The sequence below is a fragment of the Falsiroseomonas selenitidurans genome, from assembly GCF_012103215.1.
GTDB classification, from domain to species: Bacteria; Pseudomonadota; Alphaproteobacteria; order Acetobacterales; family Acetobacteraceae; genus Falsiroseomonas; species Falsiroseomonas selenitidurans.
On the sequence record NZ_JAAVNE010000057.1, the window covers coordinates 18077 to 29560 of the forward strand.

Genomic DNA, 11484 nt, shown 5'->3' on the forward strand with positions numbered 1-11484 from the left:
TGCTGGCTGCCCGGCGCGGGATCGGCCGGGGCGCGCAAGCGGGTTCACGGGGGCCGGAACCCGCAGCGCGCCGGTCAGGTGGAGTTGTCGGGCCATGCGCTCGCTCCCTCGGTGGCTTGCGCGCTGCCGAGCCGCTCGGGCAGCGCGCGCCAGCCTGCGAGGCTAGGCGGCGCTGTCGCGGTCCGGCTTTCCGTGCGGCACCGTGTCTTGCGCCTGGTTGCCGTCCTGCGCCGGCGACGGGTTCTGGCGCAGCGTCAGCCGGCGCCGGGCGAACGTGATCCGCGGCCGTCTGGCCGCGCGGGGCCGCGGCGCCCGGAACCAGCCGCGCCGAACGGCGCCGCGCACGGTGGCGGGCATCGTTCACCAGGCCCGTCGGCTTCGCCGCAGCGGTGAAGCTCACGACTGAGCCCCCCGCACGGGCCTGGGACAGCACCAGCCTCACCGCCTACAGGACCCGCTCGCACGTGTTCCATGAGCAGAGCAACGTCAAGCTGGTTGGCCGAGAGGATATCCTGAATCTCGGCGCTATCGCTCGTGAACTGATGAATGGTCAATGACGGGGCAACGCCAGCTGTGGTCTGCTACCGGGTACCACCGTCCGTGCACGCCGCGCAGGGCAAGCTCCCAGAGATTTTCATTTCCCGGTTCCTACCGCTGCTCCAGTCGGCCTCACACAAATCAACGGTTTCCGGCTCGATCCACCCGATCGGGCCGTTGTTGTTTCTGGGCCTTCCGGGCAGCCAATTGGGCACCAGTTGGGCAAGGCCGCGGTCATCACCCGGTGGCTGGCTGCACCGCCTTCGCGACCCTTATGGCCCTCCAGCCCGGCCGCCGGTTGCCGTCATTATGCGGCCGAAGGTGGCCCTTGCGTCCGGGGATGCCGGCCGGGGGCCGATGCCCCGCACCGAGCATCGATCACCCGAAATGCTGGCCGTCCCGGAACGCCAACCTCGTGACGCCAGCCAGACCGCTTCCGCCGCGTCGAGATCCGGATCCAACTGAGGTCATCGGATTGGCCGCTCCGGCCAGCATGATGGCCCCTGCGCGGCCCGGCAGCCGGCCTTCGGCCTCACCTGTGTCGACCACGGCATCGTGCTCTTCCGCCACGCCGTTGCCCCCGGCGTCGGCGACCCAGCCGGCATGCGCCTTAGTGACTGCTCCACCCAGCGCAACCTCGACGATACCGGCCGCAACCAGGCCCGGCTCATTGGCGAAGCCATGCGCGCGGCCGGCATCGCCGTGGGCGCGGTCCTGTCTTCGCAATGGTGCCGCACGATGAAGACGGCCGAGCTCGCCTTCCCCGGCCGCGTCATGGCCGAGCCCGCCTTCAACTCCTTCTTCGCGGATCACATCGCAGGGCCCACATCCTCCTTGCCGTGGTGGATGGCCTGAAGGGCTTCCCCGAGGCGATCCTGGCAGTGTTCCCCGAGGCGACAGTGCAGACCTGCATTGTCCATCTGCTGCGGACCAGCCTGGATTTCGTCTCCTGGAAGGACCGCAAGGCGGTCGCCACGGCGCTGAAGGACATCTACCGCGCCCTCGACCCCGCCGCGGCGGAGGCCGCCCTGGCGGCGTTCGAGGCCGGTCCCTGGGGCCGGAGATACGCCGCCATCGGCCAGGCTTGGCGCCGCGCCTGGGGCGAGGTGGTGTCGTTCTATGCCTTTCCCGCCGAGGTCCGCCGGATCCTCTACACCACGAGCGCCATCGAGGCGCTGAACGCGAAGCTGCGCAGCGCCGTCCGCGCCAGGGGCCACTTCCCCACCGAAGAGGCCGCCCTGAAGCTGCTCAATCTCGTCCTGAACTGGACCGAGAAGGAGTGAACCATGCCGCCGGGCGAGTGGGCCATGGCCAAGGCCCAATTCGCCGCGCTCTTTGGCCAGCGCTTCACGCGAGCCATGGCCTGACCGTGTCGTTCAACCGACCGGCCGCACACGGAAATTCCGACAGTCCCGAGACCCGGCCTCAAACAACTCCATGCAGAGCCAGCGGCAGGCTGCGGATACGCCGGCCCGTTGCGGCAAAGATCGCGTTCGCCACCGCCGGTGCAACCTGCGGCGTCGCGATCTCGCCGACGCCGCCGGGCGCTTCGTGGCTCGGCAGGATGTGCACCTCGATGCGTGGCATCTCATCAATGCGGAGGATCGGGTGATCGTCGAAGTTTGTTTGCTGGACGGCGCCGCCCGCAACGGTGATCTGGCCAAAAAGCGCAGCCGAGAGGCCGAAGACGATCGCGCTCTCAACCTGAGCCTCGACGATGGAGGGGTTCACGGCGAGGCCGCAGTCCAGCACCGCGACCATCCGCCGGACGCGGATGCGGCCACCCGGCACTGCCTCCACTTCAGCGACCTGCGCACACCAGCCGCCAAAGCATTCCGCCGCCGCCACCCCCCGGCCATGCCCGGCCGGGAGCGGCGTGCCCCAGCCCGCGCGCTCGGCGGCGAGGTCGAGCACGGCGCGGTGGCGAGGATGCCCCGTCATCAGGTCGCGCCGGTAGCGGTAGGGGTCGGCGCCCGCAAGCTGGGCCAATTCGTCGATAAAGCATTCGGTAACGAAGGCGTTCTGGCTGCTACCGACCGACCGCCAGGCCCCGACCGGCACGGGCAGGTCCACGCGCGACCACTCCACCCGCTGGTTCGGGATCGCGTAGGGGTGGTTCACCGCACCCTCGACCGCGGCCACGTCCAGGCCGTTCGGGCGGAGCGCATAGGGCCGAATGCGCTGAAGCAGCGACTGCGCCGCGATGCGGTGCGTCCAGGCAACCGGGCGGCCCGCAGTGTCCAAACCACCTTCCAAGCGGTTCCAGGTCGCCGGGCGGTAGAAGCCCTGTCGGGTGTCCTCCTCGCGCGTCCAGATCAGCTTGACCGGGCGCCCCTCCATCCGTTGGGCGATCAGCACCGCCTGGCCGAGATAATCCACCTCGAAGCGCCGGCCGAAGCCACCACCGAGATATGTCTCGTGCAGCGTCACGCGGTCCCGCGGGATTCCGAGCAACGTCGCCACGTAGTCATGCGCCACGCTCTGGCGCTGCGTGCCGACCCAGATTTCGCAGCCCCCGGCGGCGACGCGCGCAACGGCGCTCATCGGCTCCATCGTCGCATGGGCGAGGTATGGCACCTCGTACACCGCCTCGATCCGCCGCTCGCTGCCGGCCAGCGCGGCGGCCGCATCGCCTAGGCGTCGGGTCTCTAGCGTCGCCTCGCCCGAGCCACCCGCCGCGGCGAGCTTCGCGGAGATCGCGGCGCTGTCGATGTCGCTTCCGCCTTCCCAGCGCGGCGTGAGCGCGTCGAGGCCGCGCTTCGCCGGCCAGAACCCGTCGGCGACGACGGCAAACCAGGTGTCGAAACGGAGGACGGCGCGGACCCCGGGAATTGCGCGCGCCGGGGCTTCGTCGAGCGCCGCCAGGCGCCCCCCGAATCGCGGACACTGCATGGATGTCGCGGTGAGAAGGCCGGGCAGCCTCACGTCGCTGGCGAAGACCGCGCTGCCATCCACCTTGGCAGGGACGTCCTTCCGCCGCAGCGATCGGCCGATCAGCCGGAACCTCGCAGGGTCCTTCAGGCGCGGCTCCCGGGGTGGTGTCAGCCGCGCCGCCGCGTCGGCTAGATCCGCGTAGGACAGGGAACGCCCGCTGGCGGGGTGGACGACACGACCCGGCGCCTCCGCCGCACAGGTCTCGACGGGCAAGTCCCATCGCTCGGCCGCTGCTTGAACCAGCATCTGGCGCGCGGCGGCGCCCACGCGGCGCAGGGGCTCGTAGTTGAAGCGCACGCTGCGGCTGCCGGCACTGTCGCGCTCCCGCAGCCGGGGATGGATGAAGGCAGCGCCGAGCGGTGCCGGTGCGACGCGCACACTCTCCCACTCGAGCTCAAGCTCCTCGGCGAGGATCTGCGGCAGGGCCGTGGAAACGCCCTGCCCCATCTCCGCCGCGGCATAGCGGATCAGGACGCCACCCGGCCCGATCTCGACCCAGGCGAATGGCGAAAAAGCCCCGTCCTCGAACGGCGCGCGGGGAACGTAGGATCCCGGCAGAAGCACCGCGCCGGCGCGGTTCGCGCCAAGGATGAGGAAGCCGGCCGCGGCGGCGAAGCCGCGCAGGGTGTCGCGCCGCGAGTGAGTGGTGCTGGTCATCCGTTCAACCCCTCAACGCCTGGGCTGCAGCCCTGATTGCCGTGCGGATACGCCCGTAGGTGCCGCAACGGCACAGGATTCCCGACATCGCGGCATCGATGTCGGCGTCGCTCGGGTCGGCGTTTCCGGCGAGCAGCGCCGCCGCCGCCATGACCTGTCCCGACTGGCAGTAGCCGCATTGCGGAACCTGCGCCTCGATCCAGGCGCGCTGAACCGCCCGGCCGCGCGCGGACGACAGCCCCTCGACGGTCACAACCCGCCGTCCGGCCACGGCCTCGATCGGCGTGATGCAGGACCGCGTCGCCTCGCCATCCACATGGACGGTGCAGGCACCGCACTGGGCGATGCCGCAGCCGTACTTGGTGCCGGTGAGGCCGAGGCCATCGCGCAGCGCCCAAAGCAGCGGCGTGGCAGGATCGAGGTCAAGGCGCCGGGCCTCACCGTTGATCGTGAGATCAATCGTCATCGCAACGTACCCTCCACGCCGTCTTCGCGGCATTCGATGAGCTCGATGGTGATGCCGTCGGGATCGCGGAGATACGCGATGCGCGCGCCGGCGATTGGGCCGAAGCGCCCGTTGGTGACGGGCGGGTTCACGGGGTGCGCGCCATGCAAGGCGCCGCGCGCGAGCAGCGCGTCCAATCCGGTGACCATCAAGGCAACGTGGGAGAAGCCTGCATCGCAGGGCCGCGGCCGTACGGCGGCACGATCCGCCGGGCCGCGGAACTCGATCAGCTCGATGTCGTGCCCAGGGCCACGAACATAGGCGATCTCCACATCGGCACCCGGCACGCCGGTGACCTCTGCGATGATCGCATTGTCACGCGGCGCGCGCGACAGCAGCGGGAAGCCGAACACCTCGGTCCACAGGGCCACGGCGCGGTCGAGGGAGGAGACCGTGAAGGAGGTGTGGTGCACGCCGAGCACGCCCGGCGGCGCCTTGCGGTCAGCCGACATCGAGCTGCAATTCCCGCGCGAGCCGCGTCCATTGCGCCACTTCACGCCGAAGGATCCGGGCAAACGCCTCCGGTGCCTCGGGCGCCTGCGGCGCGATGCTCTGCATCCGCAGCCGCTCCTGAAACTCGGGGCGGGCAAGCTCGGCGGACACGGCCTGCCCGAGATGGGCGACGACGGCTGGTGGTGTGCCGGCGGGCGCGAGCAGTCCCGCCCAGACCGCCACGTCGAAACCCTGGAGGGTCGCGATCCCGCTTTCGCGCACCGTCGGCACGGCCGGGGCGAAAGGAGAGCGTTCCGGCGTGCTCACGGCAAAGCCGCGCAGGCGGCCGGCCGCGACCTGGGCGTTGGCGGATGCGATGCTGTCGAACATCAGCGCGACCCGCCCCCCGATGAGGTCGGCGTGGGCCGCGCCGGCCCCGCGGTAGGGGACATGCGTCACCTCCGCCCCGATCGCCGTGCGGAACAATTCCATCGTCAGGTGCGTGAAGGTGCCCGGGCCGACGGACGCGTATTCGAAGCGGCCCGGATTGGCGCGCAACAGCGCGACCAGTTCCATCAGGGTGGCCGCAGGCAGGTCGTTGCGCCCGACCAGCATGACCGCGATCGACCCCAGCCGCGACACCGGGACGAAGTCGTGGACCGGATCATACGACACGCGCTGCACCGCGGGGCTGATGACCAGCGGCGAGGCGGTGGTGAGCAGGAAGCTGTGCCCGTCACGCGCACGAGCCACCGCTTCCACGCCGAGCGTGCCCGCGGCGCCGACGCGGTTCTCCACCACGATCGGATGGCCGAGGCGGGCGGCGAGCCCCTCGGTCAGCAGGCGGGCCACGATGTCGGCCGTATTGCCCGGAGGGAATGGAATGACGAGCTTGACCGGACGGTCCGGCCATCCGGCCTGCGCCGAGGCGCGGCCAAGGAGAGCGGGCGCGGCGAGGAGCAACGGGAATGCGCGGCGGCGGATCATCGGGGGGCTTCCTCGCTGATTTCTTGTTCGACAAGGCGGACGATGGCCATGGCGTTCACGGCCGCGGGGATGCCGCAATAGGCGGCGGTCATGAGAACGACCTCCTTGACTTCCTCCGCCGTGCACCCGGTCCGCAGCATCGCCGAGCGGGCATGCGTCGCAAGTTCATGGTCGCGGCCGAGTGCCGCAAGGAAGGCGATGACGACCAGGCTGCGCTGCTTCGGGGCGAGCGTGTCGCGTGCCCAGCAGCTGCCCCAGGCCGTTTCGGTCAAGAGGCGCTGCAGGGCCGCCTCATGCGGATCGGCCTGCGCGGCCTCCCATGATCGCTCGACATGCGCCGCACCGTGGACCTGTCGGCGCATCCGCATGCCGGACTCGAAGGCGGAAGACCCGCTCATGGGTCGATCCTCACGCCAGTTTCGGCAAGCGCAGCGGCACGCGATCCGCCGAACGCAGCCGACACCGGGCCGCGCCGCGACGCGGGGACGTCGATCATATTCCTGTTTCCTCCATGGGTGGGCGAGGCCCCGCTGTCGGCGGGGCCAGACCGTCAGGCGCGCTTGTTCAGGAAGGAGAAGCCGATGCCTTCCAGCTTGTCGGCGACCGCTTCGCCGAACTTCGCCTTGAAGACCTCGCTCTCCGAGGGTGCGAAGCCGATGTCGTTGTAGTCTTCTTCGGCCTTGCCTGTGATCAGGACGAGGAGGTAGGCGGTCTCGTCGGTGACATTGGTGAAGTCCCGGCAGACGCCCTTCGGCACCGCGATCATGTCGTGCGGATCGAGGAAAATCTCCTGCTCGCCCTCGTCGCCCCAGCGCACGCGGAATCGCCCCTTCAGGCAGAAGAAGTGCTCGGTGGTGTGGAAGTGGGCGTGCAGCATCGGCTTGTCGCCCGGTGGGCACTCCGCAATGATCACCGAGAGGTTGTCGTCGGCGACGATAGCCGGCTTCGCCGACATTGGCCCGCTTTTCGCCGAGGGCGCCATCAGCGTGTACAAGGTCTTGGCGGTGACGGTGCTGTAGGCCTCGTCGGGGATGCCTTCCTGCTTCTGGTAGTAGGTCGATTGCGGCTTCAGGTCCCTGAAGAACGAGGTGCGGGCGACGATTTCCTCCCGCGTTGCCTGCCGCGTCGGCGGCATCTCGCGCTTGCCTGGCTGGGCGTGGTCGCCATCCATGATCTCGGTCCTTCCTATTTGAGGGGGCTGACGGCGATGGGCCGCATGATGGTTGCGGACGCACCGAGGAGGTCTGCTTCCTGCGCGTCCCACCAGGATGCCTGTTCGCTCGCCTGTGATTCGTCGGCGACGAAGCGGAGGTTGGCGTCGGCATAGGCGACAATCTCGACGACCTGATTCGGCTGCGGGCTCTCGCAGGTCCAGCAGCCGACGCGCGTCGCACCCGGCGAGAGCGGCCGTTTCTGTACCGCCAATGCCGCCTCCACGAACCGGCCGACGACGGTCTGGTAGACGCGCGCCTCGTAGAGCGCCTGCGGGCCGGCGGGCGCGACGAGAGTGGCGCGCGCAGTCATGAAGCGCACCTCTTGCACCTGCATAGTCGGCCAGGCGAAGGCGATGAATTCCTCGCGCCAGCGATCGTTGGTCCACATCCTCGCGCGCTCGGCCTGACGCGCGTCGAGCGATGCGTATTCCCAGATGTGGTGCACCTGGCAGAGGGTGCCGGCCTCCGACACCCAGAAGCCGAGCAGCCGGCCATAATCATCGCCGCGGATCGGGATCGCCTTCTGATTGGCCAAGCGGACATATGCGCCCAGCTGAGCAGGATGAATCGTGTAGGTGCGGTACTCGTGCAGCACGAGCGGTCCCCCGTATCGTCTCGAATCTCACCTTGCCTCCGCCGGAGCCCTGCCCGAAGATCAAGTTTGGAACGGGAGCGATAACCAACAGGAATGGCTGCCCTCAGCGATCTCCGCCTGCTGCGGAACTTCGTCCTTGTCGCCGAGGCGCAGAGCCTCGCGCTTGCTGCCGTGCGCGCGAATGTGTCGCAGCCAGCCCTCAGCAAACAGATGGCGGCGCTCGAGGCGGAGCTTGGCGTGCGTCTCCTCGATCGTCACGCCCGTGGCGTCCGCCTGACGGAGGCAGGGGATGCGCTGCGCGCCCACGCCGGCGCGCTGCTGCGCGATGCCGACCGCGTGGTGGCGGAGATCGGCGCGGCCGCGAGCCACATCAGCGGCGAGGTCGCGCTTGGCGTCGTCAGTTCGCTGCGCGGCTTTCTCGTCGCGCCGGCCGTGGCGTCCTTCGTGCGGCTGCATCCCGGCGTGACGGTGCGCGTCCTGGAGGGGACCTCGCGGGCCATGCGCGAGGCCGTGGCGGATGGCCGCGCCGATCTCGCCGTCATCGCGACGCGCGAGGAAGCATCGCCGTTCGCGCTGCGGCCTTTCGCGACGGAGAAGCTGCTGGCGATCGCCCCGCCCGAGGCGCGCCTTCGACTCGACCAGCCTACCACCCTGGAGGAGGTCGGGCGACATAACCTGGTGCTTGCGGCAGCCCCCAACTCCATCCGTACGATCCTGGATGCGGCTCTGTCACGCCGCGGCACGCGCGCGGTGGTGCGTGTCGAAGTCGAGAACGCTGCGACGGCCATGGATCTCGTTCGGCTCGGCGTCGGGTGGTCGGTGTTCACCTTCGCGGCCGCCGCGCGCCGGCTGGCCGAACGTGAAGTGTCCGCAGCCCCGATCGGCTCGCTGACCATCGGCTGGGCGCTCGCGACGGCGCGCGAGCGCCGTGCATCCGCCGCCGCCGCGGCGCTGGCGGATGCGGTCGAGCAGGTCGCGCTCGGACGGATCAGAGACGGGCACTGGGCGACCGCCCGCTCATTGAGTGGCGTCGCCGCAGAAACCCACGGGCGCGACTCCTGACACCCGGCCGATGCTCGGATTCCGGCGCTACACAACCCGCCTGGCCGGCATCAGTTCGCGGCGCGAATGCCGGCAGCGCGAACGACAGGACCCCATTGCGCGCTCTCATCGGCGATGAAGCGGCCGAACGCCTCAGGCGGGCCGCCAACGACCACGGCGCCCTGCGTGGTCTCCCGGCGGGCGCGTACATCGGGCATCGCGACCATCGCGGCGAAGGCCGCGTTGGCGGCGGCAACCACGGCGGCGGGCGTGCCGGCGGGCGCCAGCACGCCGTGCCAGGTGAGGCAATACAAGGACCATCCATATCGTTGCGCTACAGCTCGCTGCCGAACCTCAGGCGAAGAACGGTTCTGCGTCTTCCTCGTCATAGCCCCATCCTCTCGCCGACTGGGGCCTCGGCAAACCCGGGGCGGTTCAATCGGCGCCCATTCCTGATCCGTCAGATCGGACGGGTAGCGCTTCGTCGTCCGGCCAAGCTCGGCGATCCGGCCTCGGGTCTCCCGGGTCCACATCCCGAGCTTGGATCATCCCCAACCGCACCGAGCCAAGCCCTTCTCAAACGGTCACCAAGCTCTCTCGGACTGGCTGAAGGCTCCGGGCGGCTTGCACCCGTCTAGAAGGTCCGGATCGAGGAATGCGCCCGAGGGGCACCGCCGGGGCCGGGCAATCACCTCCCTTGCCGGCACCTTGTCGTGTCAGCCGCGATCGGCGGACTGGGCGATCTCCTGCCGCAGTTGGTCGACCTTCGCGCCGGCCCACTGCCGCGCGTCGTCACCGAAGATGAGCCGCGATGGCGGCTCGTCCTGGGAAGCCAGGGCGACGATCCGCGCGGCGAGCAGCTTCGGGTCGCTAGGCTGGTTGCCGTTGGCCCCGTCCACGAACGCGCGATACTGCGCGACCGCCTCGGCATAATCCGGAATGTCGATGCTGCCGAAGCGCGCCGACTTGCCGTCCATGAAGTCGGTGCGCAGCATCCCCGGCTCGACCAGCAGGGAGCGGACGCCCAGCGGTGCCAGCTCCTGCGCAAACCCCTCCATCCATCCCTCGACCGCGAACTTCGAGGCCGAGTAGACCGCCCCGCCGCCGTTGGAGACGAGCCCGCTCACCGAAGAGATGGTGACGATGAGGCCTGAGCGACGCGCGCGCATATGGGGGGCGGTCGCGCGCGCAACGTTCATCGTGCCAAACAGGTTGACCTCGAACTGGCGCCGCACAGCGGCATCGGTGAAGGTCTCGAAGAAGCCCAGTTCGGCATAGCCGGCATTGTTGACCAGCACGTCGATCGCCCCGAACCGCCCGGCGGTCTCGGCGGCGACCGCGGTCGCGGCCGCGGCGTCGGTGACATCAAGCGCGAGGGCGTGCAGGCGGCCCTTTTCGCCGCCAAAGGCCTCACGCACCGCGTCGGCGGACCGCGCCGTCGCCACGACCGTCTCGCCCGCATCGAGCGCCGCGCGCGCGATTTCGCGCCCCAGTCCCCGGCTTGCGCCTGTCACCAGCCACACCTTGCCCATCACCTGATCCTCATGCTGTCCGCTGTTGCTGAACAGGTAGTCCTGCTAATGGATTGCGGTAACCGCCTAATAACTCATTGGCCCCAGTAGCCGGGATCATCAATGCGTCCGGACCAGCTCGGCGACCTCACCATCTTCGCGGCGATCGCCGCCGACCGCAGCTTCACGCGTGCCGCGAAACGGCTGGGGGTCACCCAGTCGGCGCTGAGCCAGACCATGAAGCGGGTGGAGGGCCAGCTGGGTTTTCGCCTGCTCTCCCGCACGACGCGCAGCGTTGCCCCGACCGCCGCCGGCGAGCGCCTGCTCGCCACCCTGTCGCCGGCGCTGGCCGCGCTAGCCGCCGAGGTCGCGGCGCTGTCGCAGGCGCGCGGGGCAGCGATCGGCACCGTCCGGATCGCGACGGGCAAGCACGCCGCGGACACGCTGCTGTGGCCGATGCTCCCGTCCTTCCTGCGCCGCTACCCCGGCATCGAGGTGGAGGTGCGCGTGGAGGACCGCATGACCGACGTCGTGGCAGACCGCTGTGATGCGGGCATCCGGCTGGGCGAGCGACTGGAGAAGGACATGATCGCGCTGGCGGTCGGGCCGCCACTGCGCGTCGCGGTAGTGGCCGCTCCCGGCTATCTGAGCGACCATCCGGCGCCGATGGCGCCCGCCGACCTCGTGGGGCATCGCTGCATCGCCTATCGCGACGCGCATGGCGACCTGTCTCCCTGGTCGTTCGAGCGCGACGGCCATGCGGTGACGGTCACGCCGGGCCGCGGGCCGGTGTTCAACGACGGCGACCTGCTGGTGGCCGCCGCGCTCGAGGGGTTCGGCGTCCTCTATATCCTGGAGGACATGGTGGCGGCGCCGGTTGCCGAGGGCCGCCTGATCCGCCTGCTCGAGCCGTGGTGCGAGCCGTTCGCCGGCTACCACCTCTATTGCCCCGATCGGCAGGGCACGACGGCTGGCCTGCTGCCGGTTTGGTGGACACCTGGATAAGGTTTTCACCCAATCGGAGGCCCTTGCATGGGACGAAGGACATTCAGCCGCGAGTTCAAGCTCGAG

13 protein-coding genes and 2 pseudogenes are annotated in these 11484 nt (G+C 69.7%); 4 read left to right on the forward strand and 11 right to left on the reverse strand.

The window, feature by feature from the left end:
- Positions 1-162: 162 nt before the first annotated feature.
- On the reverse strand, positions 163-357 hold the full coding sequence (locus HEQ75_RS23700; RefSeq protein ID WP_168034600.1) for a hypothetical protein: 195 nt from the start codon (positions 355-357) through the stop codon (positions 163-165).
- A gap of 735 nt (positions 358-1092) precedes the next feature.
- Here HEQ75_RS23700 and HEQ75_RS23705 point away from each other — a divergent pair.
- Together HEQ75_RS23705 and HEQ75_RS23710 are read left to right on the forward strand one after the other, a co-directional pair.
- Positions 1093-1392, forward strand: a complete 300-nt coding sequence (locus HEQ75_RS23705; RefSeq protein WP_328734790.1) for a histidine phosphatase family protein — start codon at positions 1093-1095, stop codon at positions 1390-1392.
- A pseudogene (locus HEQ75_RS23710) lies at positions 1365-1904 on the forward strand (IS256 family transposase); the annotation flags it as partial. The gene HEQ75_RS23705 and the pseudogene HEQ75_RS23710, both read left to right, overlap by 28 nt.
- Positions 1905-1962: 58 nt before the next feature.
- Here the strand turns inward: HEQ75_RS23710 and HEQ75_RS23715 are convergent.
- From HEQ75_RS23715 to HEQ75_RS23745, 7 genes are all read right to left on the reverse strand, one after another.
- Positions 1963-4128, reverse strand: a complete 2166-nt coding sequence (locus HEQ75_RS23715; protein WP_168034601.1) for a xanthine dehydrogenase family protein molybdopterin-binding subunit — start codon at positions 4126-4128, stop codon at positions 1963-1965.
- Between the two features lie 4 nt (positions 4129-4132).
- The gene (locus tag HEQ75_RS23720; RefSeq protein ID WP_168034602.1) at positions 4133-4594 is read right to left on the reverse strand and encodes a (2Fe-2S)-binding protein; all 462 of its coding nucleotides are present in this window, start codon (positions 4592-4594) and stop codon (positions 4133-4135) included.
- Positions 4591-5085 carry a VOC family protein gene (locus tag HEQ75_RS23725; protein WP_168034603.1) on the reverse strand — a complete coding sequence of 165 codons (495 nt, stop codon included), beginning with the start codon at positions 5083-5085 and terminating at the stop codon, positions 4591-4593. Before HEQ75_RS23725 ends, HEQ75_RS23720 begins: the two co-directional genes overlap by 4 nt.
- A complete protein-coding gene (locus HEQ75_RS23730; RefSeq protein ID WP_168034604.1) occupies positions 5075-6052 on the reverse strand; it encodes a Bug family tripartite tricarboxylate transporter substrate binding protein in 978 nt (325 codons plus the stop codon). Before HEQ75_RS23730 ends, HEQ75_RS23725 begins: the two co-directional genes overlap by 11 nt.
- Positions 6049-6414, reverse strand: a complete 366-nt coding sequence (locus HEQ75_RS23735; RefSeq protein ID WP_235962081.1) for a carboxymuconolactone decarboxylase family protein — start codon at positions 6412-6414, stop codon at positions 6049-6051. The genes HEQ75_RS23730 and HEQ75_RS23735 overlap by 4 nt, the downstream gene beginning before the upstream one ends.
- A gap of 188 nt (positions 6415-6602) precedes the next feature.
- Positions 6603-7223, reverse strand: a complete 621-nt coding sequence (locus tag HEQ75_RS23740; protein WP_168034606.1) for a cupin domain-containing protein — start codon at positions 7221-7223, stop codon at positions 6603-6605.
- Between the two features lie 14 nt (positions 7224-7237).
- A complete protein-coding gene (locus tag HEQ75_RS23745) occupies positions 7238-7861 on the reverse strand; it encodes an NIPSNAP family protein (protein WP_168034607.1) in 624 nt (207 codons plus the stop codon).
- A 93-nt stretch (positions 7862-7954) separates the two neighbouring features.
- Here HEQ75_RS23745 and HEQ75_RS23750 point away from each other — a divergent pair, with 93 nt between their 5' ends.
- The gene (locus HEQ75_RS23750; RefSeq protein WP_168034608.1) at positions 7955-8923 is read left to right on the forward strand and encodes a LysR family transcriptional regulator; all 969 of its coding nucleotides are present in this window, start codon (positions 7955-7957) and stop codon (positions 8921-8923) included.
- A gap of 50 nt (positions 8924-8973) precedes the next feature.
- Here HEQ75_RS23750 and HEQ75_RS23755 read toward each other — a convergent pair whose 3' ends face one another.
- From HEQ75_RS23755 to HEQ75_RS23760, 3 genes and pseudogenes are all read right to left on the reverse strand, one after another.
- A complete protein-coding gene (locus tag HEQ75_RS23755; protein WP_268887803.1) occupies positions 8974-9291 on the reverse strand; it encodes a tripartite tricarboxylate transporter substrate-binding protein in 318 nt (105 codons plus the stop codon).
- 42 nt (positions 9292-9333) lie between these two features.
- Positions 9334-9435: pseudogene (locus HEQ75_RS28490) on the reverse strand (IS5/IS1182 family transposase); the annotation flags it as partial.
- Between the two features lie 183 nt (positions 9436-9618).
- Positions 9619-10434, reverse strand: coding sequence for an SDR family NAD(P)-dependent oxidoreductase (locus HEQ75_RS23760; protein ID WP_168034610.1), 816 nt, complete (start codon positions 10432-10434; stop codon positions 9619-9621).
- Positions 10435-10536: 102 nt separating this feature from the next.
- On the opposite strand from HEQ75_RS23760, the gene HEQ75_RS23765 reads away from it, so the two are divergent.
- On the forward strand, positions 10537-11418 hold the full coding sequence (locus tag HEQ75_RS23765) for a LysR family transcriptional regulator (protein ID WP_168034611.1): 882 nt from the start codon (positions 10537-10539) through the stop codon (positions 11416-11418).
- Positions 11419-11484: the final 66 nt, after the last annotated feature.

Excerpts from the sequence above, each read along its gene's own strand:
- HEQ75_RS23765 (WP_168034611.1), top strand. The coding sequence starts at position 10,537 with ATGCGTCCGGACCAGCTCGGCGACCTCACCATCTTCGCGGCGATCGCC.
- HEQ75_RS23720 (WP_168034602.1), bottom strand. The coding sequence starts at position 4,594 with ATGACGATTGATCTCACGATCAACGGTGAGGCCCGGCGCCTTGACCTC.
- HEQ75_RS23750 (WP_168034608.1), top strand. The coding sequence starts at position 7,955 with ATGGCTGCCCTCAGCGATCTCCGCCTGCTGCGGAACTTCGTCCTTGTC.
- HEQ75_RS23715 (WP_168034601.1), bottom strand. The coding sequence starts at position 4,128 with ATGACCAGCACCACTCACTCGCGGCGCGACACCCTGCGCGGCTTCGCC.
- HEQ75_RS23730 (WP_168034604.1), bottom strand. The coding sequence starts at position 6,052 with ATGATCCGCCGCCGCGCATTCCCGTTGCTCCTCGCCGCGCCCGCTCTC.
- HEQ75_RS23725 (WP_168034603.1), bottom strand. The coding sequence starts at position 5,085 with ATGTCGGCTGACCGCAAGGCGCCGCCGGGCGTGCTCGGCGTGCACCAC.
- HEQ75_RS23760 (WP_168034610.1), bottom strand. The coding sequence starts at position 10,434 with ATGGGCAAGGTGTGGCTGGTGACAGGCGCAAGCCGGGGACTGGGGCGC.
- HEQ75_RS23755 (WP_268887803.1), bottom strand. The coding sequence starts at position 9,291 with ATGACGAGGAAGACGCAGAACCGTTCTTCGCCTGAGGTTCGGCAGCGA.
- HEQ75_RS23700 (WP_168034600.1), bottom strand. The coding sequence starts at position 357 with ATGCCCGCCACCGTGCGCGGCGCCGTTCGGCGCGGCTGGTTCCGGGCG.
- HEQ75_RS23735 (WP_235962081.1), bottom strand. The coding sequence starts at position 6,414 with ATGCGCCGACAGGTCCACGGTGCGGCGCATGTCGAGCGATCATGGGAG.
- HEQ75_RS23740 (WP_168034606.1), bottom strand. The coding sequence starts at position 7,223 with ATGGATGGCGACCACGCCCAGCCAGGCAAGCGCGAGATGCCGCCGACG.